Below are 22,461 nucleotides of genomic sequence, written 5' to 3'. Positions count from 1 at the left end.
ACTTTGTTCTATAAAGACCGACTTAAGGCGGACATTATCTCACAAGACTCATATACACTATGCCCGCCGGCATAATCCGAGTATAGAACTAAGAGGGACGAGATCTGTGCGTCTCGGCACAATACTCTCCCCTCCCTCGCAAACGGGATGGCTATCGATGACTCTGCTCTAAAATTGCCACAGACCGGCGCAGAGTATCACCCTTTATACACACAAAGGTAAATGTTTTTTGATTTTTGAAATTTTTTTTGCCGATAGAACTCTCTTTCATTGGTGTTCAATGTGAAAGCATAGCCATGAAACACTGTTGTTTAGCGTGTTATTTGTATCGTGATCAGTCAAACATTCAATCGTTGAAATTTGTATTGACAGGTATTTTTTACGAAAAGAAGTGTGCCTGGCAGAATCGGTATAAGCGGCCACGATTCACCATTTAGAAAGAGATTGGTGCGTAATTTTAATGTTATTCGGTTTGTAGCCGCGGAAATTCTTTCTAAGATGGGGAATGTGCCTATCTTTGTTTTTAGCGATAATAATGGTGCTTATGAAGAAAGTATGGCAGTTGCTTCCGATCCTTTTTCTTGCTTCATGGGGTGGAAGTATGGAGTCGGTGGCTATGGTGTATAGAGCGGTTTCATCTGTCGTGTCAGCAGATAGTTTGGCTTCTGAGAAGAGGTCTTATTGGGAAGCTGAGACGGTATTCGGAGAGCATAAGGAAGAGGGGCATGCTACCTTCATGCCCTATGCTTCTGTGGCAGCGATGCAGGCTGATGAACACTATGACAAGCCTTGGCTTACTCCCACACGGGCAGAATTCTTGAGCTTGAACGGACTGTGGCTGTTTCGCTACTCACCTGATGCACGTAGAGCCTCCACGGACTTCGTGTACGATGCTTTCGATGCCTCGGCATGGGACACCATCACTGTGCCTTCTTGTTGGCAGATGAAGGGTTGGGACAAACCTTTGTACATTAATGTGGATCACATATTCGAGGATAATCCCCCCAATATCCGTATCCAAAAGGCATATCGCGATGCCGTGGATCCGAATCCTACAGGAGCGTATCGACGCAATTTTACCCTTCCGGCAGGATGGGAGAAGAAGCGTGTCTATCTCCATTTCGATGGGCTCTATAGTGGAGCCTATATATGGGTGAATGGTCGATATATAGGTTATACCCAAGGGGGGAATAATGATGCTGAATTCGACATCAGTCCGGCCGTTCGTGCGGGAGAGAACAACGTGAGCATACAGGTAATTCGCTGGACGGACGCTTCATATCTGGAAGGGCAGGATATGTTTCACATGAGCGGACTCCATCGAGATGTCTATCTCTATGCCACACCTCGCACCGCAATTCGTGATCATTATATTACCTCTAAATTGCACTCCGAGACGGATTATACATCCGGAGAATTGGAAGTGGCTGTGGAGTTGGACAATCGGGAAGGAAATGCAGGACAGAAGACAGTCACGGTCCAACTCATAGATCCGCGGGGCAAGAAGCTCTGGGAAAGCAAGCAGCAGGTGGCTTTGTCTGGCGGAGAGCAAAAGCGACAAATTCTTTTCAGAAAAACTGATCTGCGCGGACTCTCTCTATGGACGACGGAAACACCGGTGCTCTATACGGTTGTGCTCTCTCAACGAGATGCACGAGGTCGGGAAGAGATGGCTTTCTCGACGAAGTATGGATTTCGCCACGTTGAGATACGCGACCAACAGGTCTATATCAACGGTCGGAGACTGCTCTTCAAAGGAGTGAATGCACAGGACACGCACCCGCTACACGGCCGAGCCATCGATCTGCAGACGATGCAACAGGATATAATGATGATGAAGCAGGCGAATGTGAATACGCTCCGTACGAGTCATTATCCGCGACAGCCCAAAATGTATGCACTCTGCGATTATTACGGTCTTTATGTCATGGATGAGGCGGACGTGGAGTGTCATAAGAATTGGAACGACCATGGTGAGAAAGGGGGTATCACCAACGCCGAGTCGTGGCGGGCACAATACATAGATCGTACTGTGCGCATGGTGTACCGCGATCGTAATCATCCTTCAATTATCTTCTGGTCGCTCGGCAATGAATCGGGTGGAGGAGAGAACTTCCGTCACACTTATGCTGCTGTCCGCGCACTCGATCCCCGCATTATACACTACGAGGGTTCTGCTCAGGCTCGGACGGGACATACCGATCTCTATTCGGTCATGTATCCATCGCTCTCGCAGGTTGAAGCCGGAGCCAACGGACGTGGTACCGATGGAATGCCTTACTTCTTATGCGAATACGCTCATGCCATGGGTAATAGCGTGGGTAACCTTCAAGAGTATTGGGATCTCATTGAGTTGGGGAGTGCATCTATCGGCGCGTGCGTGTGGGACTGGGTCGATCAGGCCATATATGATCCTGCCGAGATAAAGCATGGCGTCTATCGCATACATACGGGGTATGATTATCCCGGGCCTCATCAAGGCAACTTTGCCAATAATGGTCTTGTCACGGCGGACAGGCAGTGGACTCCCAAGTTAGAAGAGGTGAAAAAAGTATATCAGTATGTGAAGTTCACCGCCTATGACCATGAGAGTCGAAGCCTTACGCTGCTGAATGCTTATGTCTTTGCTGATCTGAGTCGCTTTGGGCTGCGCTATCGCGTCTTGTCCGATGGACGAGAGACAGAGAGAGGCGAGGTGAATCTCCCCCCTGTCCCGGCAGGAGAAGAAGTTAGGCTACCGATACCAGTATCTCACTTCGAGATAGATCCGCTCCGCGACTATCATATCAACTTCGAGCTTTACCTGCGAGACGACGTCTCATGGGCTGCCCGTGGCTATGTGGTAGCATCCGAGCAATTCACCATAGCGGAGCGTAATAGCTTTGCCACACAACTAACTGTGCAGATGTCTACGCTTGCGATTCGGTCGCAGGACAATTGCCTCATCATCTCCAATGAGCAGGTATCCATTGTCTTCGACCAAGTGGCGGGAATGCTTGTTTCATGGGAATATGGTGGCCGCTCCCTCATTATCCCCGACGGTGGGCCTGTCTATGACAACTTCCGTTGGGTGGAGAACGACTCGCCATACGGCAGTGTCCCCCCAGGTGCTCCCGCTGCAGAGGTGGAGCCTGCCGAGCCTACTTATGAGATGGCGGTTGACTCTACCTGCGTCACTGTGACGGTGCGCCATCGTGCCCTTTGTCCTTATGCTCTCACTTATCGGATATATGGCGATGGTACGGTGGATTTGCATGCCGAGTTCATGCCAGTGGAGGAACGGGCCACACGATTGCGCCGACTGGGTATCCGTATGCGTCTGCCTTTGTCTTTCGATAGGGTAGGATATCTGGCTCGCGGCCCTCATGAGAACTATGTGGATCGTCGCCGCAGTGCATACTATGGGTATTACACGGATACGCCTGCTGACATGATGGAGGCTTATGTGCGTCCCCAAAGCATGGGTAATAGGACGGGATTGCGCCGTGTGGATCTTTACCACAACTCTGATTGGGGCATGTGCGTGGAAGCATTGGGACAAGTGGATTTCTCCATCCTGCCCTATGAGGACGAGTTATTGGCCCGTACACTTCACTTATGGGAACTTCCCGAGCCTACACATTTGGTCCTGCGCTTTGACTATATGCAGAAGGGCTTGGGCAATGGTAGTTGCGGACCGGGCACTGCTCCTGCCTACCTTTGTCCCGCATCAGGTACTTATTCCTTCGATCTCCGTTTCACTCCTCAGCTATAAATGTTAGTATGAAGTCTTGCGCTTTGTATATGAATGCTGGGTAGGGGCGAGGACGAACATCTGCAGGACTTATTCTGTTCCTCCTAAAGCCAAATGATGTCTGCTCATAGTAGGCTGAAAGGAGTGGGAGAGAATACCTGCCCTTTGTTGGTAGGTTCTCTATATCTTTGCAGTATTAGCGAATCAAATAATTACAAACTTAATCATAGTAGAATGGGTAAAGTCCTCATTATCGGAGCCGGCGGTGTAGGTACCGTTGTGGCCAAGAAAGTGGCTATGAACACGGATGTGTTCACAGAAATCATGTTAGCCAGTCGCACCAAGAGCAAGTGTGACAAGATAGCCTCGGAGATCAAGAACGTACAGATAAAAACCGCTCAGGTCGATGCCGACAATGTGGAAGAATTGGTAGCCTTGTTTGACAGCTTCAAACCTGAGTTGGTCATCAATGTGGCGCTGCCTTATCAGGATCTTACCATCATGGAAGCTTGTCTACGCAGCAGTGTGAACTACCTTGATACGGCCAATTACGAACCCCTCGATGAGGCTAAGTACGAATACAGCTGGCAATGGGCGTATCAGGAGCGATTCCGTGAGGCGGGTCTTACGGCTATCCTCGGTTGCGGATTTGACCCGGGTGTGACGAGTGTGTACACGGCCTATGCAGCCAAGCATCATTTCGATGAGATCCACTACCTTGATATCGTGGACTGCAACGGCGGAGACCATCACAAGGCCTTTGCCACGAACTTCAATCCAGAGATCAACATCCGCGAGATCACTCAGAAGGGTAAGTATTGGGAGAATGGTCAGTGGATAGAAACGGAACCGCAAGAGATTCACAAAGGGCTCACTTATCCTAATATCGGTGTGCGAGAGTCCTATTTGCTCTACCACGAGGAGTTGGAATCGCTGGTGAAGAACTTCCCCACGATCAAACGTGCTCGCTTCTGGATGACTTTCGGTCAAGAGTATCTGACACATTTGCGCGTGATGCAGAATATCGGCATGACGCGTATTGATCCCATTATGTACAACGGTGTTGAGATCGTTCCGATTCAGTTCCTCAAAGCGGTGCTCCCCAATCCTGGTGATCTGGGCGAAAACTACACGGGAGAGACCAGTATCGGCTGCCGCATCCGCGGTATTCGTGATGGCCAGGAGCATACCTATTATATATGGAACAACTGTAGCCACGAGGCAGCCTATAAAGAAACCGGTACGCAGGGCGTAAGCTATACGACCGGTGTGCCTGCCACAGTAGGGGCAATGATGTTCATGAAGGGTATTTGGCGTAAGCCGGGTGTCTTCAATGTGGAGGAGTTCGATCCCGATCCTTTCCTCGAAGAAGTAGCTAAGCAGGGACTCCCCTGGCACGAGAAGCACGACATCGATCTGGAATTATGATCCTGTTGATAGTTGATCCGCAGATAGACTTTGTCTCCGGTTCCTTGGCTGTCCCCGGTGCTCCCGAAGCCATGCAGACTTTGGCTGCATATATGGACAGCCATCGTGAGGCAATAACGGGCGTTGTGGTGACGATGGATCAGCATCCCATAGACCACTGTAGCTTTGTGGCACAAGGAGGACAATGGCCTCCGCACTGCGTGCGCTACACTGTCGGTGCTGCCATTGAACCTTGTATTGCAGAGGCATTGGCTCAATGCTACGAGATGGGCATCCCTGTGGAGATGCTGGAGAAGGCTACCACCACCGAACGAGATGCCTATAGTGCTTTCGAAGTGGAAGTGCCACAGATGTTGCGCACAGCAGAGGAGATAGTAGTGGCTGGTATAGCCGGCGACTACTGTGTGCGCCAGAGTGTACTCGATCTCGAACGTCACGGCTTGGGCGATCGTATCCAACTCCTCCAAGAAGGGATTGCCTACATCTCCCCCGAAGAAGCATAATAGTCAGATCACTAAAACTGAGGCTGCACTGTAAATTCTATTACAGTGCAGCTTTTTTATATCTATTGTGTCTTGACCGATTCTTTGTCCTCGGGTGAAACTAATAGGTAGGCGAGGAATCGGCTCGAGGGGGCGGTGGAGGTCAGCGGGATATAGCCGGAGCAGAGTCGATGGTTGTGAATCTGTGGCGGATGTAGGTGTTGCATCATCTGATCCCATTCGTATGCTTCTCCTTCGGTGCGGAAGCTCTTGACTTCGAACCGTCCGCGTCGGCCTTCTTCGACCCAAAGATCATAGAGCAAGATGGCTGCTACTCCCATTGTGTACCGTACGTTGATCTCGATGCAGGGATGTAGATGCAGCTTCTCTCCATCCTTATATACGACCATATCGACACCGATATATCCTGTGTAGAGCGTAGAAAATCGCTCCTGCAGATACATTTGTAGTGAGGAGAGTGCTGTGTGTACTACATCGTAGCCGAGAGCATCCACCAGTGTCTGCATCAATTCTTTTTGTGGGGCCAGCCTGTTGCCCAGATAGGCACCATGCCGATTGGTGTCAAAACGAGAGAGTCCCACGAAGGCTAACTCTCCTTTCCCGTCGGAATAGAACTCAGCAGCCCAATCTTGTTGCACGTCGAGCACCTTCTCGACACTGAAAGAATCGGTATTGCGAGTCGCTTTTCTAAGTCGATCAATCTCTTCAGGGGTAGGAATAGAGCTTAACCAAATGAGACCTCGTCCCGAGGAACTGGCCGGTAGCTTCGCCAATAGGGCGGTGTCTGCTGGAAAGCGGAGAAATCTGTCGGATTGGAAGTCTTCGACTGAGGTGTACCAATGAGCTGCCAATGCTTCATGGCCGATAAATTTTAGACAGCGAGCCGCTTCTCTGCGATGGCTGCGATCGTATAATTCTTGAGGAAAGGGTGGGGTAACAACAGACTTCAATCGCGGAAAATGCTGCTGAATCGCTGCCAGCCAAACGGGCGACTGTCCCCACATCTCCCACGTGTAGGAGGAGAGGGGGAGCGTATCATACTCTTCCGGTAAGAGTTCCCGTGCTTTGGGTTGCAATGGAAGAGCTTCGGATAGCGGCAGGGGCCCTTCGGGGCATAGTACGCGATCTTGCTCATTATCCGCCAGCCACATCGGGAGCGATCCGAGGTCGCGCATCATTCGACGTACCACGGGAGGAGGAACGTAGGGTTTCTTGCCGATAAGTTCGGGCACCATCTCGTGCCCGGGGTTGAAGATTAAGATGCGAGGAGACTTCATTTCCGTCCGAAGTCAGCAGGGATTTCCAACCACTCGATTGTATTCCATTTATAGATGGGATTGGTGATCGGATGCGTGGCGAGCCATTGCTCGGCCCTCTCTATGAGATCGAAGATGGGAGCATTCTTGTCGGTCCGCGCCAGTAGCGTCTTACATTTCTTCTTTCGCACCCAACTGATAGCCGTCATGCTGTCCGTATAGATGGGGAAATGAGGACGCTTCATTTTCTCCAATAGCGCCAATGCGTGGACGATGGCCAGAAACTCCCCGATATTATTTGTCCCTCCTTCCAAAGGACCTACGCGGAATACTTCTGCTTTCGATGCTGTCAGCACGCCCCGATACTCCATCGGGCCGGGGTTGCCGCTACATGCCGCATCCACCGACAAGCTGTCCCAAATGGGCCCTTTGGCTGGTGTGCCGTCAGAACCCTCCGTGCCGGCATACGCCTTGTGGTAGAATTCATTGGCACCGTCCTCATAGGCACGTCGGGCATCGCTCTCGGAAGTGAAGCTCTTGTAGCGAGCGCGGTTGAATCCTTCGGTCTGTGCTCTGCATTCATCCCAATTGTCATAGACTCCGGGTGTGTGCCCTGCCCATACGACGTACCACTTTTTAGCCATGAGCGATCAATGATAGGCTGCCACTCGTGCAGTCTTAGAAGAGACTGCCGCTGTATAGATTCTTGAAATTGACTGTATCGTTCCCGGTCGTCTCTTCGGGCAATTGTGCGCGCAGCTCAGCCGCTTCATCCATTCGGCCGTCATGCTCCAATATATCGATGAGCAATAAGGACAAACTACGCTGTGTCGGCAGCTCTTCGATTGCTTCGCGCAAGAAGGCCTCCGCCTCTGCTGTGTTACCATTCCGAACCATGAGTGTAGCCATGCCTTGATGTCCTTCCTCGCTGAAGGGATCCAACTCCAATAGTTGTGTATAGGCTTGCATGGCTTCCTCCGGCTTCTCCGTGAGCAGATGCAGACGAGCACGCAGGAGGGGCACTTGCTCTTCCTCGGGATGAGAGGCTGCAATGGTATCCAAGTCCGCTCCCGCTTCATCATATCGGGCACCCTCCATCAGCAGACGAGCGCGTAGCAGACGAGCCATGACAAAGGACTCATCCTTTTCGATGGCATCGGTCAGATAATCGATTGCTTCCGGATGGCGATCCAAATCCTTGAGCGCAACAGCTCCATAATAGAGGAGCAGCGCCTGCTCTTCGGGGTCAGACGTGGAGGCGATGCCTTCGCGACAATCTTCGAGCGCGCCATCGGGATTGTTCAGTTCGCAGCAGAGCTTCGAACGATTGAGTCGTGTGGCTGTATGCATAGGCATCTCTTCGAGCAGCAAATCCATCTCTGCCAATGCCTCTTCGGATAAGTTGCGGCGTACCAATACTTCTGCCAGATAGTAACGAGTCTCAAATTCCGGCCTTAACTCCAGCGCCTTGCGTAGAGCCTCTGTGGCGAAAACCATCTCACCGAGGTTCATGGCACGGATGGCGTCGAACTTGAGCGTGTCAGCCTGTCGGGCAGCATTGTCCGATTCGGTGGCGAGGTTTTCTGCCACCGTTGTCGTTGTTTGGATCTGTTCAGCTGCTTCGTTTACGGAGGCTTTACCCTCTTCCTCGTGACGGGAAGAGAAGAGACTTTTGAGAAAATTCTTCATATCGGTGAGGACTAATGCGTGTCTTCTTGGGGTTTGTCTTGGGTGAACCAAGACGCGTACATCTGATAATTGTGTGCGATCCTGAAGTTCATCTCACGACTCTGTTCGGGATCCACTTTCTTCACGAAGCGTGCAGGCACACCGGCATAGATACTGTTAGGCTCTACCTGTGTTCCAGTGAGCACGACCGAACCTGCCGCGATGATGGCTCCTTCGCCTACCACTACGTGATCCAGCACAACCGAACCCATGCCGATGAGTGCATAGTCACATATCTTGGCTCCATGGATAACGACATTGTGCCCCACGGACACATTGTCTCCTATCTCGATGGTTGATTTCTGGTATAGGGTGTGTAGGACAGAGCCGTCCTGAATATTCACATTGTTACCGATGCGGATGGAATTGACATCGCCACGCAATACGGCATTGAACCATACGCTGCAACCTTTGCCCATCACCACATCGCCCACTACAGTGGCATTTTCGGCGAGGAATGTATCCTCGCCGATTACGGGAGAGAATCCCCGTACACTTTGTATCAATGCCATTGTGTGTCGCTTAGATAGCCTGCGTTTTTGCTTTCAGCCAAGCCTTTTCGTCAGCCGTCAGCTCGGGAGCAATCGTGTTGTACACCCACTCTTGGTAATCGTTGTACCACTTCACTTCGGCTTCGGTGAGCAAGCTCTTTTCAATAAGTTCGTTGTCGAAGTAGAAAGCTGTCAGCGTCTCGAATCCGAAGAAGCGTCCGAATTCTGTTTCCACGTTCAGCTTGGTTACCACGAGGTTCTCGATGCGGATGCCATACTTGCCGGAGCGATAGAGTCCGGGTTCGTTGCTCGTGATCATACCGATCTTCATTTCGGTAGGATTCTCATCCATACGGATATTCTGTGGTCCCTCATGCACGTTGAGGAAGCAGCCTACGCCATGGCCTGTGCCGTGAGCGTAATTCATACCATTGTCCCAAAGCGCTTTGCGTGCCAGCACGTCGATCTGGCTGCCGCGAGTACCTTCCAGATACTGAGCCGTAGCGATGGCGATATGTCCTTTCATCACCAGCGTATAGTCACGCTTGAGTTCTGCCGAAGGTGTACTCAGCGCTACTGTACGCGTGATGTCCGTTGTGCCGTCATGGTACTGTGCACCGCTATCGAGCAGGAGAACACCTTCGCGTTTCACTACGTGTGCCGATTCGGGCGTGGCACGATAGTGGATGATGGCTCCGTGATCTTGGTAGCCACATATTGTATCGAAGCTGTCGCCGAAGTAGAGTGGCTGAGCAGCACGGAAGGCTGTGAGCTTCTCTCCCAGCACTACTTCGTCGTGGTTGTTGCCGGCTTCCCATTCTTGCTCCAACCACATGAAGAAACGCGTCAGCGCTACACCGTCGCGTACCATGGCAGCACGCACGCCGGCAAGTTCGGCCTCGTTCTTGATAGCCTTGAGTGTCGTGATAGTGCTCACTCCGTCGATCTTGCGGCAAGCTGCCGGAATGAGATCATAGAGCGCGCGAGTGATGCGTTTCTTGTCCACGAGCAGTCTTTCGCTTGCGGGGAGAGAAGGGATGTATTCGTACACCGCCTCGTAAGGCATGATCTTCACGCCTCCTTCTTCCATGGCGGCACGCACCTCAGCCGTGATCTTCTCGGGGAAAGCAAAGAGGATGGATTCACGAGCCGAAACGTATCCGAATGCAACTCCTACGGGGTTGCACTCCACATCGCGTCCGCGGAGGTTGAATACCCATGCCAGCTCGTCCAGCATCGTTACGATCACGGCATTGGCTCCTTGGGCAGCCAGACCTTTATTGACGCGTGCTATTTTGTCCTTCACGCTTTCGCCCGCATACTTTACCGGTTGCACAAAGAGTTCGCCACGAGGTATCTCGGGGCGACCGTCCCATGCACCGTCGAAGAGATCCTTATCGGTTCTCAACTTGATACCATATATATCCAAAGCCGATTCGGTAGCCAATGCCACACCTGCAGGGAAGCAGCGACCGTCGATTCCCACCGTCTGACCTGCTTGGAGTTCGTCGGAGAGGAATTGCTCGATAGAGGGAGTGCCCGGCACACCTTCTTTGAAGAGTTCGATAGAAGTCCCTGCCAGCTGTTCACCGGCTTGGAGGAAATAACGTCCGTCCGTCCACAGTCCGGCTTTGTCAGCTGTCACAACGACTGTGCCTGCCGAACCCGTAAATCCGGAGATCCAGCGGCGACCCTTCCAATGCTCGGGTGTGTATTCGCTCAAGTGAGCATCCGAACTGGGGATGATGTATGCATCGAATTGCTCTTTTTTCATTGCTGCTCGCACAGAGGCGAGGCGTTGTAGAATATCGTTTGTCATTGTTGGTTGAATATTGTATGGGTTTATAGTTTGTCAGTTCTATTATTTGTTTTCGTAGGGTTGGTGCTCGGGACGGAGCAGATCGTTCACCGTCTTGACGGGAGCGAATGTCGTTACCGGCACTTCGACGAATATCGTATTCCAGTCGTCCATGGCTCCGTTCCAGAGGCCGGGCAGCTCCAATGCGAGGAGTTGACGTCCGTCCTTGCTCTTCTCGGATATGAACGCTGTCTTCGGATTCACGAATGCTTCGAGGTTGAATGGTTGTCCTCTGTAGTCACGTATCGAACATACCAGATCCACAGGGTTGAAGTAAGAACCTTGCTCGAACATGGCTTTTTTCTCGGGATCGGACATGTCGATCTGTGTACTCTCCAATATCTGTAGGGACGAACTGCCATCGGCTTCACGGATGATGAATGGTCCTCCGCCCGGTTCGCCCTGATTGCGCACCATACCACAGACACGTATCGGTCGGTCGAGCTTGCGTCTCAGCAGTTCGGTCAGCTCCTTGTCTTCCATCAGGTCGATGTTGGGGATCTCGATGCAGAAGTTGTCCTGCAAGAAAGTCACGATCTCCATCAACTGGGAGTGGATCACTTTCGATTTTTCAAGTAAGTGGAGGTAGTTGAAGACGTGCTCCCGCGCTTTGACGAGTACGCCGGCTAAGAGTTTCTTATAGATAATAGTGTCGCACTTGAGGTAGTCGGGGACGACGTTGTCGATGTTTTTGATGAAGACAATCTCGGCGTCGATCTCCTGCAGATTGCGAATGAGTGCTCCGTGACCGCCTGGGCGGAAGAGTAGTTCGCCGGAGTTGAGACGGAAGAGTTCGCCCTCGGGCGTGAGTGCCAAGGTGTCGGTCGATGCTTGCTGTGTGCTGAAGCTCACCTCATAGCGGATGCAGTATTCGTCCTCGAAGGCACGTTGTCGCTTCTCGACATTGTTCTTGAACTCCTCCATATGCTCGGGGGAGACGGTGAAGTGTACACGCACTTGTCGTGCCTCGCTTCGCTCGTATAGGGCACCTTCGGCCAAGTGCTCCTCCGTAGGTGTGCGATTTTCCTTGCCGTAGTTGTGGAAGAGCAGCAGCCCCTTAGGCAGGGCTCCATAGTTGAGTCCTTTGGACAGGAGGAGGTTCTCAACCACAGCCTTGTATTCTTTGGAGGCGATGAGCTTTGGTACGGTGCGCCACACGTTACGCAGGCAGGCTTCGTTGAGCGAGTCGTAAAACGCAAAGTGTGTCAGATTGGCAAAGAATAATTTCTCCGCATCCGTTGTCGGTTCGTTGTAGTCCGCGTCGAGGAAATTGTATAGCTCCTTGAACATACGCGATGCTGCACCTGATGCCGGCACGAATTTGGCCACGTGGCAGGACTGACTGCAGAGGTACTTCTCCCACTCCATGATGTAGGCGGCCTTGTCTTCCTCCTCCACACGCATGATTCCCCTCTCCAGAGATGCGGGGGCGATGATGTTGGGGAATGGAAAACCATGACGGATTGCTTCGATCTGTCGAACGGCTTCTTCGGGTGTGATGCCCTTGGCTTCGAGCTGCTCCAGATCCTTATCGGTGAAGAGAGGTGTGGTCATGCAAGATTTCTTTTTTGTTTTTGTGCTCGGGTAAAGGTAGAGATAATCTTGCAATTGTCGCACGACAAAAGCTGTGCAATACAAGCCAAAACGCGTTTTTGTCCGAGATTTCTAATTTTTGTGGCTTGAGAGTCGTGCCATTCGTCGCGTTATGTTGCAAGCCATAGGCGTGTCCATTGCTCGAATCTGTTTTGGCACGGAAAAGCATGCGCACATGGCCCCGAAAAACACGGCGCCATTTCTTTTTCGATTTGGCGCCATTTCTCCCCAAAGTATGCGCCAAATTGAAAAAGAAATGGCGCCAATTTTCGTGGATTTTGGCGTGAGTTTTGGAACGAATCCGGTGCCAAAAACTCATGCTGTCATCCAGGGAAGATCGGAAAGACGACTGCCTTCCGACCCGAAACAGTCAGCCCCGAAACGAACGGTTCCACCTCAGTGGAGACTCTTTTCGCTTCGGGGCTGTAGGACTATGTAGATGGTTGTGCCAAAATTTACTTTTGGCTCAGTCTCAGAGGTTGTGTCAGAAAGGCATGAAGAGCAAGGTGCTGAGAGGGGGAGGTGGCAGTATACTATCGTATATGGCCGACCCCGAATCTCGATTGCAACGCAGTAGTTTGCCCTTTATGACACATCCTTACTTATAGCTGATCCAGCGGATGATCTCCTTGACAGAGGGCTTTTTACCGTACATAAGCACACCTACGCGGTAGATCTTGGCTCCGATCCAAGTCATCAGCACGAAAGTGCCGTACAGAAGTCCCAGACTGAGCAATTCCTGCCAGAGAGGTACATCATAGGGTAGGCGCACCATCATCACAAGCGGAGAGGTGAAAGGAATCATCGAGCACCAGAAGGCCAGTGCGCCTTCGGGGTTGTTCATGCTACCGTAAGCGGCATAGAAGCCAAACATCATGATGATCATTACGGGCATCATGAACTGACTCGTGTCTTCGTCGCTGGATACCATAGACCCGATAACGGCGAAGATGGAGGAGTAGAGCAGGTAGCCGCCGATGAAGAAGAGGAAGAACATGATGAAAAGCTCTCCGAAGTTAATGCCCGAAATGAGCGTCATCATCTCTTGCACGTCGGCGAAGCTCTCCGTATTCATGGACGAGGCCATGCCGGTCATGTCCGAGGCTTGCATCTGGCTCAGTGCTTCGGGGCTGTAGAGGCTGCCCAGGAAAGCAAACTGTGCGATGATGAAGAGGAGTGAAGTGAGGAGTCCCCAGCAGATGAGCTGCGTGATGCCGACCAATCCGATACCGATGATTTTGCCCATCATCAGGTCGAAAGGTCTTGTGGAGGACACCATTACTTCCATGATGCGATTCTTCTTCTCTTCCAATACACCCGCTTGCACCATGCCGGCCAGCGTCATGATGAGCATGAAGATGACTAACATCATCATCATACTGATGCCCATGGCCAACTCGCCGGAGGTGCGTTCGTTGGTGCCATCCTCGCCCCACTTGTAGGTATTGACCGTGAGCTTCACCTTGCTGTCGGCTATGATCTGTTTGATGTTGGGGATATTGTAGGCTTCCATCTTCCTATCCGAGAGATAGTCCGAGAGGATGGAGGAGATGTGGTCGCTCACGCCGGAAGGCAATTGCTTATAACCGTATATGGCTACGGCTTCGGGGTCTTGGAGGAGGTCCTGGCGGATCTCCAGCACCGCGTCGATGCCGGATTCGTCAGCTCCCATCTTCCTGTATTCATCGACTGTCTTCTCGGCATGGATGAAGCGGAACTCGTCGTTGTCTTGGAAGAGCTTCTCGTATTCTCCGGTGCGGTCGGCGATGGCAATGGTCTTGGTGTCGCCGCCGATCTGTGCCAATATGATGGGCAGAGAGATGAGACCCACAAAGAGGATGGGCATCAGGATGGTCATGACGAGGAAGGATTTCTTCCTTACGCGAATCATGTATTCGCGCTGTATGATAGTGCTAATGTTGTTCATAATCAGTGCGTGTCAGTGTTAGTCCCTTTTTGTGCATTCTTTTGGTTCTCTTCTTCGACGGTGTGCCCGACAGTCTTGACGAATATGTCGTGCATGCTCGGTATCTCTTCGTAGAAGGATACGAGTCGTACGGACTCGGGGAGGTCGCGCACCAAGTCGCGATTGAGCGCAGAGGATTCCTTGCGCACTCGCAGCTCGGTGATGGAGCCCGGTCGTTCTACCTTCTCCAATATTTGGAGTTGATCGAGGTATTCGGTCGGCAGCGTGCCTTCGACTACGAGACGGATGATGCCGAGACTGTTGTCGCGGCGTACTTCGCGTACGGAACCGTTGAGTACGACGTGCGATTTGTTGATGAGGGCAAAGTCGTCGCACACCTCTTCCACCGACTGCATATTGTGGGTGGAGAAGATGACTGTGCGCCCCTTCTGGGCAAGCTCCAGTATCTCTCGTTTGAGGAGATCGGCATTGACGGGGTCGAATCCGCTGAACGGTTCGTCGAAGATGAGTAGCTCCGGCTCATGGATAACCGTGCAGACGAACTGCACTTTCTGCTGCATCCCTTTGGAAAGTTCTTCCACCTTCTTGTCCCACCAGGGCATGATGTCGAATTTCTCGAACCAAGCCGTCAGACGTTGGCGTGCCTCCTGCTTGCTGACTCCTTTGAGACGAGCGAGGTAGATGGCTTGTTCGCCCACTTTCATCTTGGGGTAGAGACCTCGCTCCTCAGGCAGGTAGCCTATGCGGCGCACGTCTTCGGCCTGCATAGGGCGGCCGTCGAAGAGAACTTCGCCCTCGTCGGGAGCTGTGATGCGGTTGATGATACGTATCAGACTGGTCTTGCCGGCTCCATTGGGGCCGAGTAGTCCGAAGACGCGTCCTTGCTGCACGCTTATGCTCACATCGTCCAGCGCAGTATGAGCTGCATAGCGCTTGCGTATGTGATTGGCTTCTAAAAATGGCATAATCAGTTGTTTGTATGAATAATCGTTGTTAGTTCTTTGAATGTGGGTATCTCGGGCAGAAAGCGATAGCTGTTCTGTGTGTAATCGACGAAGCAGGCCGTATGCTGCACACCATTGCTCAGCAGGAGTAGCGGTACTCGGAAGATGTAGTTGTAACGGAGGATCTGATCCATCGTCTTCTGAGAGAGCGATACGGACGGAGCCTTGTACTCGCATAGCACGATGGGTCTGAGCTGCGTATCGTATATGACCGTGTCGCAGCGTTTCGTGCGGCGGTCGATCTGCAGTTGTGCTTCGTTGCGAATCAATGTCGCGGGATAGCCCAACTCTTCCGTCAGATAGTGGACAAAGTGCTGCCGTACCCATTCCTCCGGAGTGAGGGCTACATAACGCCGGCGGATGTCATCGTATATGAGCATTCGATCGTTCTCCTGACTGATCCGATGCGCGTAAGGTGGGAGGTTTAGCTGAATCATCCTATCTTTGTTTCGCCCCCAAAAATCGAAGTTTTTGGGTCAAAGCATCACAAATATAGGTGAGTTTTACAGAAAACTAAGCAAGACCCCTCCACATACATACCTCCTATGGCCACATACTCTGAGATCGTCGAATCCGTACGCAAGCGTGATTATGCCCCCTTTTATCTCCTCGTCGGGGAGGAACCCTACTTTATAGATGAACTGACTGCCTTGATGGAGAAACGTGTCATCCCCGAGGATGAGTGGGACTTCAACCGTACGATTCTCTATGGCGACAATACCTCGGTGGCGGACATTGTCAATGAAGCCCGACGCTTCCCGATGATGGGAGATCGGCAGCTGATCGTGGTGCGTGAGGCTCAGCTGGTCGAGCATATCGAAGCCCTCGAAGCGCATTACGGCACCTTCCCCGATACGACCGTGCTCGTCTTGGCCTATAAGAAGAAGGCCGATAAGCGTAAGGCTTTCTTTTCGAAAGCAGAGAAGACGGGGAAGTTATTCGTATCGGAGACGATACCGGATTACAAAATGCAGGACTTCATCCAGTCGGCTGCGGCGGGTAAGAAGTTGATGCTTTCGCCCGATGTGGCAGGCATGCTGGCCGACTATCTGGGCAATGATCTGGAGAAGTTGATGAACGAACTGGACAAGCTCGCCCTCATCGTGGGAGAAAGGGGTGGGGCAGTCACGCCGGAGATCGTGGAGCAGTACGTGGGAGTGAGCAAGGTGTTTAACAACTTCGAACTCCTGCGTGCCATTGTCAATCGTGATGCGGGAAAGGCTTTCCGCATAGCTCAGTACTTTGCCCGCAACGAAAAGGAGCACCCCATACAGGCCACCTTGCCCGTGCTTTTCAATTACTTCAGCAATCTGATGATCGTTTGCTACCTGCCACAGAAAAACAATGCTGCCATCAAGGCGGCATTAGGTTTGCGAGGCGATTTCCAAGTGCGGGATTATCTGACGGGATTGAGGATGTATCAGACCAGAAAGGTCTATGACATTATCCACCAGATCAGGATGACGGATGCGCGAAGCAAGGGGGTGGACACGACGGGAACCTTCGCCGATAGTGGCGATCTGCTACGGGAGCTGCTACATTTTATCTTCCATTGACGCCGTAGAGGCAGGCGTGGCATTGCCGAGCATGCGGAGGTTGATCACCGTTTTCTTCCCTGTCTTGTCCGTGATAACAGCCAAATCTTTCATCCTCGTTATGTACATCCGATAGGAGCCTAACGCCTTGTTGCGGAAGAAGCCGGTATAGCCGAATAGTCCGCCGTTGCCGAACGTGCGTATCGACCCGCTCAATGCCTCCTTGCCGATGGGGGTGACTTCCACTTCTTCTCTGTCGAAAACCAATCCTCCCCATACCTGCTTGACGATAATCTGTCGGTCGGTTACCTCGGTGTAACGAGGTATAATGGCGATGCACCAGCCAATGAGAGGAGCGATGACGACCATGATACCGAGTAGCAACAGCTGTCCGAATCCGTCTTTTGCTACCAATACTACAGGCAATACGATCACAGCCAGAATGGCTAAGGAGAATATGCGTTGCCCGATGGAGAGTGGGAAGTATTGTTTTCCTGTTTGCATTGTGATAAGTCTTTAGTCGAAAGCAAAGTTGCGTTATTCTCTTTAGCTATCCAAATGAACTGAGGTGTGAATTAATGCCTCATCTGTCTTTATGATAATTCGCTCCCCAAGGGATCTCCACCAAGACCCCTAAGGGATCCCATCAGACATCCCTTAGGGATCCCTACCGAGACCCTTAGGGGGTCTCATCGGGGACTCCTAAGGGGACTGTTCGTCGGACTCCCTTTCTTCGTCGAAACCATTATTATACCTTATTATATATACAGCATGCGGGATGTACACAGCATTGCTTCGATGAGGCAAAAGCAATCGGATTGCAAGTTCTTTTTTTACCTTTGCTTCTCGTCAGAACGAACTTATCTGAATGAGAATAACCAATCTCTGTCTGCAACTCTCTCGGATGCTCCCTATTGTCCTTGTGGGACTGCTGTGTGCGACGCTCTTTGCCGCCGAGCGTCCCGCTGTCAGTATGGCCGGATTGCCGTCTCATCGAGAAGCCTTCATATCAGATACGACAGACTCCCCCCAATCGACTGCCAAAGATTCTCTTCCAGCTATCCCCGCAAATTCTCCTGATACCACTCTGATTGACTCCATTCCGGCCGATACGTTGGCAGTGGCAGTGCAAGACAGTGTGTTTGATGACGAGTTTGAGTTGGAGGACATCGTGGAGTATGAGGCTCAGGACTCCATTGTCCTGCTCGGACAGAATCGCGCCTACCTCTTCGGCAAGAGCTATGTGAGCTATCAGCAAAGCCGCTTGGAGGCCAACTTCATGTATCTCAATACGGATAGCAGCACCGTCTACACCCATTACGTCCTTGACTCGGTGGGTTATCCGACGGCTTTCCCGCAGTTTAAGGATGGAGAACAGTCGTTCGAGGCCAAGAGTTTCACCTATAATTTCAGGACAGAGAAAGGGATTATCAACGGTGTGATCACCCAGCAAGGGGAGGGGTATCTGACAGCCGAGAAGACCAAGAAGATGAAGGACAACATCATGTTTATGCAGGGAGGACGATACACCACTTGTGACCATCATGATCATCCACATTTCTATATCAATCTCTCCAAAGCCAAAGTTCATCCCGAAAAGGATATTGTGACCGGGCCTGTCAATTTGGTTATTGCCGATATGCCATTGCCCATCGGTTTGCCGTTCGGTTATTTCCCATTCTCCAGCAAATACTCTTCCGGTATCCTTATGCCTACGTATGGGGAAGATAGCCGCTATGGCTTCTATCTGCGTAACGGGGGCTACTATTTCGCTTTCAGTGATTATGTGGACTTGGCTCTGCGTGGCGAGATCTTCTCGTTGGGTTCGTGGGGGCTCTCTGCACAGTCGCAGTACAAGAAGCGATATAAGTTTAGTGGCTCGTTCGAGGCGAACTACCTGGTATCTAAGTCGGGAGACAAGTTCGTCCCGGGAGACTACAACAAGACGACCAGCTTCAACGTGCGCTGGACGCATAGTCAAGACCCGAAGGCCAATCCCCTGCAAACGCTTTCTGCCAACGTGAACTTTGCGACGGGCAGTTACTTCCAGAACTCCATCAATACCACTTACAACGTCGATGCCAGAACGGCTACAACACGAAGCTCGGCCGTGAGCTATTCGCGCAAATTCCCCGGTACACCTTTCTCTATTACGGGAAGTATGGACATCAGCCAGAATATGCGCGACAGCACGGTGAGTCTTACGCTGCCGAACCTCTCCATCAGTATGTCCACACGTTATCCTTTCCGACGCAGGACACGTGTGGGACCGGAGCGTTGGTATGAGAAGCTGAGCGTGGGCTATTCGGGACAACTCCGCAATACGATCCTGACGAAGGAGAAAGATTTGCTCAATAGCAATCTGGTGCGTGACTGGAAGAATGGTATGCGTCACACTGTTCCCGTGAGCCTGACGGTTCCGGTGCTCGACTACATCAATCTGACGCTCGGATTTAACTATAACGAATGGTGGTACACCAAGGGGATCCGAAGGGCCTGGAATGAAGAGAAGAAAGCATTTCTTCCTTCGGATACCACGTATAAGTTCCACCGTCTCTACGATTATAGTCTGTCGGCAGGTTTGTCCACCACCTTGTATGGTATGTTCAAGCCATGGAAGCCCTTCAGTCTCGGAGGTAATCTGATCATGATTCGCCACCGATTCACGCCTTCCATCAGCTTCTCTTATACGCCGGACTTTACGAAACCCCGCTATGGCTTTTGGGAGTATTTAGAGCAGACGGACCAGAGTGGTATGCTGCATACGCTCCTTTATTCGCCCTTCTCCGAGCAGGTATTCGGTGCCCCGTCCCAGGGCAACGCAGGAGCGATCAATTTCGCTTTTGATAACAACTTGGAGGCCAAGATCAAGTCCAAATCCGATTCGACCGGTATCAAGAAGATCAGTCTCATCGATCAATTCTCTTGGTCCACGTCGTATAATATGTTTGCCGATTCGATCCGATGGAGCAATATCACGGCTTCGCTTGCATTACGTTTTTCGAAGGACTTCACGCTTCGTTTGTCCGGTCTATTCGATCCTTATCTGACGAAGTATTACTACGGCGCAGATGGGAAGGTTGTCCCTTATAAGAGCAACGATCTGCGTATCGCCAATGGCAAAGGGCTTGCCCGACTCATCAGTACCGGTACATCGTTCAGCTATACCCTCAACAAGGAATCTCTCACGAAACTGTTGGGACTATTCGGAGGAGGCGATAAGGATAAGAAGAAATACAATAACCCTCCGCCACCATCATCGGGCAACAATGAGGATGCAGAAGCTACTGAGAACGCTCAGCCGGAGGGCGGATCGCTTCTCACTCGCAATCGGCAAGGGGGCGTAGTGGATGAGGATGGCTATTTTAAGTTTGACATCCCATGGAGTCTCTCCTTCGATTACAGTTGGAACATTGCAATGGACTATAATCGGTACAACTTGACCAAAATGGAATATGACTATAGAACGATGCAAAACCTCAGTTTCCGTGGTCATATACAACCCACACCCAATTGGACTTTGAGCTTCAATGCCAACTACAGCTTTGACATCAAGAAGATTACTTCTCTTACTTGCAATATTACACGCGACATGCACTGTTGGGCTATTTCGGCCAGCTTCATCCCGATCGGAGCTTATAAGTCATATAGCTTTGTCATTTCGGTCAAGAGTTCGTTGTTACAAGATCTGAAGTGGCAGGAAAACAATCGCCCGGTTGCAAACACATGGTACTAAGATCAGGGATAAAACACCAATAACTTCAATGGATAATTACGATAACAGACGTTTCCAGTTTGCGCCCCCCGTGACGCAAAACTTAATGATCATCAATCTGCTCTTCTGGCTTGCGCAGACAGTCTTGGAGGGGCGATTCGGGATAGACCTGACGGATATGCTCGGGTTGCATTACCTGCAAGCCGGTAAGTTCAATGTAGCGCAGCTGTTTTCCTACATGTTCCTGCATGCCAACTTCTCCCACCTCTTCTTCAATATGTTTTCGCTCTGGATGTTTGGGCGAACGATCGAACTCTTTTGGGGTGCCAAGAGGTTCTTGACGTACTACGTTGTTTGCGGTCTTGCAGCGGCACTTGCTCAGCAGGCCGTATGGGCTTTCGACTTCAAAGCTGTGGCCGATAGTGCCGCCGAAGTGGTTCGTTTCCCTGATGGTACCGAGCTGTTGAAGCATGTGTTCCTCAATCTGCCGGTAACCATCGGTGCTTCAGGAGCTGTCTTTGGTCTGTTGCTGGCTTTCGGGATGTTGTTCCCCAATAGCGCGATCTATCTCTTTTTCATCCCCGTCCCCATCAAAGCCAAATGGTTTGTGCTCTTTTATGGCTTGATAGAACTCTTCTTGGGTGTGGCTCCGATGGCCGGAGCAAGCAATGTGGCACATTTTGCCCACTTGGGAGGTATGATAGGTGGGATCTTCTTGATTCTTCTCTGGCGGAAAAAAGGCGAGATTGATGGCCCCTATAATTAAGGCCTTGCGTCGGCGGTGGGATGGTGCAGATCTGAACACGCGGCTTATCTTCTGCACGATGGCTGTGACAATTCTTGTCTGGCTGGTGCATTTCGTCTTGGTTCTCTTCAGAGCCGATCCTTATTCGTTGGAGCGTGAGCTCTGGCTCTCTCCGGATCTTTACACCCTCTCGCGGCATCCGTGGAGCATTCTCACCTATATGTGGATTCATGCCGATGTATGGCATCTCCTCTTCAATATGCTGTGGCTGCATTGGTTCGGCCGGCTCTTCCTGCGCTATCAGTTTCCCAAGCGTCTGTTCAGCCTTTATCTCCTCGGAGGAATGGCGGGAGGCTTGCTTTATGTGATCGTGACCATGCTGTCCGGTTGGGTTGGCATTGAGTTCTTCGGACGCCCTCTGGTCGGTGCCTCTGCCGGCGTTATGGCCATTGTATTCGGTACAGCTTTCTATGCTCGATGGGAACGTGTGCAGCTCCTTTTTGTCGGACAAATACGCCTCACGACGCTTGCCATCGGACTGTTCCTGCTGGATATTCTGTTGCTCACGGGAGGGAATTATGGAGGCCATTTGGCTCATATTGGAGGAGCCCTCTTCGGTGTGTGGTTTGCCCTCTCTCTGGCAAGAGGGCGAGATATTACAGCGTGGTTCCAGCGACTGGGAGACCGCTTGGTGGATGGAGTACATTCTTTCGGACGCAGCAAGCGCTCTCATGGCAAATCTACCTTCCGTGTTCATAATAGGAAGGACGCAACGCCTTCTTCTCCGTCTTCTGCCCCTACGCCTACGGATGCATCGTCCGATGCTGCTGCCTCTGTCGATGATATTCTCGACAAAATTCGCATCTCGGGCTATACTTCACTCACAGCAGAGGAGAAGCGTCGTCTCTTCGAACAAAGCAAACGCCTCTAATACTTACCACCCCC

The 22,461-nt window shown here is 51.5% G+C and carries 18 protein-coding genes; 7 read left to right on the top strand and 11 right to left on the bottom strand.

Annotation, left to right across the window (positions count from 1 at the left end; genetic code table 11):
* Nucleotides 1-544: 544 nt before the first annotated feature.
* From C7382_RS06620 to C7382_RS06610, 3 genes are all read left to right on the top strand, one after another.
* On the top strand, nucleotides 545-3,754 hold the full coding sequence (locus C7382_RS06620; protein WP_116679506.1) for a glycoside hydrolase family 2 TIM barrel-domain containing protein: 3,210 nt from the start codon (nucleotides 545-547) through the stop codon (nucleotides 3,752-3,754).
* A 174-nt stretch (nucleotides 3,755-3,928) separates the two neighbouring features.
* Nucleotides 3,929-5,161, top strand: a complete 1,233-nt coding sequence (locus C7382_RS06615; RefSeq protein WP_373701697.1) for a saccharopine dehydrogenase family protein — start codon at nucleotides 3,929-3,931, stop codon at nucleotides 5,159-5,161.
* Complete coding sequence (locus C7382_RS06610) at nucleotides 5,158-5,664, top strand: isochorismatase family protein (protein WP_116679504.1); 507 nt, start codon at nucleotides 5,158-5,160, stop codon at nucleotides 5,662-5,664. The genes C7382_RS06615 and C7382_RS06610 overlap by 4 nt, the downstream gene beginning before the upstream one ends.
* A gap of 62 nt (nucleotides 5,665-5,726) precedes the next feature.
* Here the strand turns inward: C7382_RS06610 and C7382_RS06605 are convergent, their stop codons facing one another.
* From C7382_RS06605 to C7382_RS06565, 10 genes are all read right to left on the bottom strand, one after another.
* On the bottom strand, nucleotides 5,727-6,941 hold the full coding sequence (locus tag C7382_RS06605) for a hypothetical protein (protein WP_116679503.1): 1,215 nt from the start codon (nucleotides 6,939-6,941) through the stop codon (nucleotides 5,727-5,729).
* Entirely contained in the window at nucleotides 6,938-7,564 is a 627-nt protein-coding gene (locus tag C7382_RS06600) for a ribonuclease H1 domain-containing protein (protein ID WP_116679502.1), read from the bottom strand. The genes C7382_RS06605 and C7382_RS06600 overlap by 4 nt, the downstream gene beginning before the upstream one ends.
* Nucleotides 7,565-7,598: 34 nt before the next feature.
* On the bottom strand, nucleotides 7,599-8,609 hold the full coding sequence (locus tag C7382_RS06595) for a tetratricopeptide repeat protein (protein ID WP_116679501.1): 1,011 nt from the start codon (nucleotides 8,607-8,609) through the stop codon (nucleotides 7,599-7,601).
* An 11-nt stretch (nucleotides 8,610-8,620) separates the two neighbouring features.
* Nucleotides 8,621-9,160, bottom strand: coding sequence for a gamma carbonic anhydrase family protein (locus C7382_RS06590; protein WP_116679500.1), 540 nt, complete (start codon nucleotides 9,158-9,160; stop codon nucleotides 8,621-8,623).
* A gap of 10 nt (nucleotides 9,161-9,170) precedes the next feature.
* Nucleotides 9,171-10,958: an aminopeptidase P family protein gene (locus C7382_RS06585; protein ID WP_116679499.1), complete on the bottom strand. Its 1,788-nt coding sequence runs from the start codon at nucleotides 10,956-10,958 to the stop codon at nucleotides 9,171-9,173.
* A gap of 42 nt (nucleotides 10,959-11,000) precedes the next feature.
* Nucleotides 11,001-12,551: a DUF4301 family protein gene (locus tag C7382_RS06580; RefSeq protein WP_116679498.1), complete on the bottom strand. Its 1,551-nt coding sequence runs from the start codon at nucleotides 12,549-12,551 to the stop codon at nucleotides 11,001-11,003.
* Entirely contained in the window at nucleotides 12,526-12,909 is a 384-nt protein-coding gene (locus C7382_RS10000; protein WP_133241540.1) for a hypothetical protein, read from the bottom strand. The genes C7382_RS06580 and C7382_RS10000 overlap by 26 nt, the downstream gene beginning before the upstream one ends.
* A gap of 279 nt (nucleotides 12,910-13,188) precedes the next feature.
* Complete coding sequence (locus tag C7382_RS06575) at nucleotides 13,189-14,517, bottom strand: ABC transporter permease (protein ID WP_116679497.1); 1,329 nt, start codon at nucleotides 14,515-14,517, stop codon at nucleotides 13,189-13,191.
* A gap of 2 nt (nucleotides 14,518-14,519) precedes the next feature.
* Nucleotides 14,520-15,482: an ABC transporter ATP-binding protein gene (locus tag C7382_RS06570; protein WP_116679496.1), complete on the bottom strand. Its 963-nt coding sequence runs from the start codon at nucleotides 15,480-15,482 to the stop codon at nucleotides 14,520-14,522.
* Nucleotides 15,483-15,484: 2 nt separating this feature from the next.
* Nucleotides 15,485-15,958, bottom strand: a complete 474-nt coding sequence (locus tag C7382_RS06565; protein ID WP_116679495.1) for a type I restriction enzyme HsdR N-terminal domain-containing protein — start codon at nucleotides 15,956-15,958, stop codon at nucleotides 15,485-15,487.
* A 108-nt stretch (nucleotides 15,959-16,066) separates the two neighbouring features.
* Here C7382_RS06565 and holA point away from each other — a divergent pair, with 108 nt between their 5' ends.
* Nucleotides 16,067-17,077: a DNA polymerase III subunit delta gene (holA, locus tag C7382_RS06560; protein ID WP_116679494.1), complete on the top strand. Its 1,011-nt coding sequence runs from the start codon at nucleotides 16,067-16,069 to the stop codon at nucleotides 17,075-17,077.
* Here the strand turns inward: holA and C7382_RS06555 are convergent.
* Nucleotides 17,057-17,560 carry a PH domain-containing protein gene (locus tag C7382_RS06555; RefSeq protein WP_116679493.1) on the bottom strand — a complete coding sequence of 168 codons (504 nt, stop codon included), beginning with the start codon at nucleotides 17,558-17,560 and terminating at the stop codon, nucleotides 17,057-17,059. The two genes, holA and C7382_RS06555, sit on opposite strands and share 21 nt — an antisense overlap.
* Before the next feature lie 364 nt (nucleotides 17,561-17,924).
* Here C7382_RS06555 and C7382_RS06550 point away from each other — a divergent pair, with 364 nt between their 5' ends.
* From C7382_RS06550 to C7382_RS06540, 3 genes are read left to right on the top strand one after another with little or no spacing between them, the layout of a single operon-like run.
* Complete coding sequence (locus tag C7382_RS06550) at nucleotides 17,925-20,792, top strand: putative LPS assembly protein LptD (RefSeq protein WP_116679492.1); 2,868 nt, start codon at nucleotides 17,925-17,927, stop codon at nucleotides 20,790-20,792.
* A gap of 28 nt (nucleotides 20,793-20,820) precedes the next feature.
* The gene (locus C7382_RS06545) at nucleotides 20,821-21,537 is read left to right on the top strand and encodes a rhomboid family intramembrane serine protease (protein ID WP_116679491.1); all 717 of its coding nucleotides are present in this window, start codon (nucleotides 20,821-20,823) and stop codon (nucleotides 21,535-21,537) included.
* On the top strand, nucleotides 21,521-22,447 hold the full coding sequence (locus C7382_RS06540; protein ID WP_116679490.1) for a rhomboid family intramembrane serine protease: 927 nt from the start codon (nucleotides 21,521-21,523) through the stop codon (nucleotides 22,445-22,447). Before C7382_RS06545 ends, C7382_RS06540 begins: the two co-directional genes overlap by 17 nt.
* Nucleotides 22,448-22,461: the final 14 nt, after the last annotated feature.

It is taken from the genome of Porphyromonas loveana, assembly GCF_003096695.1.
GTDB lineage: Bacteria > Bacteroidota > Bacteroidia > Bacteroidales > Porphyromonadaceae > Porphyromonas > Porphyromonas loveana.
The sequence above is the reverse complement of the archived record's forward strand: the minus strand, read 5'-3'. Positions and strand labels throughout refer to the sequence as shown.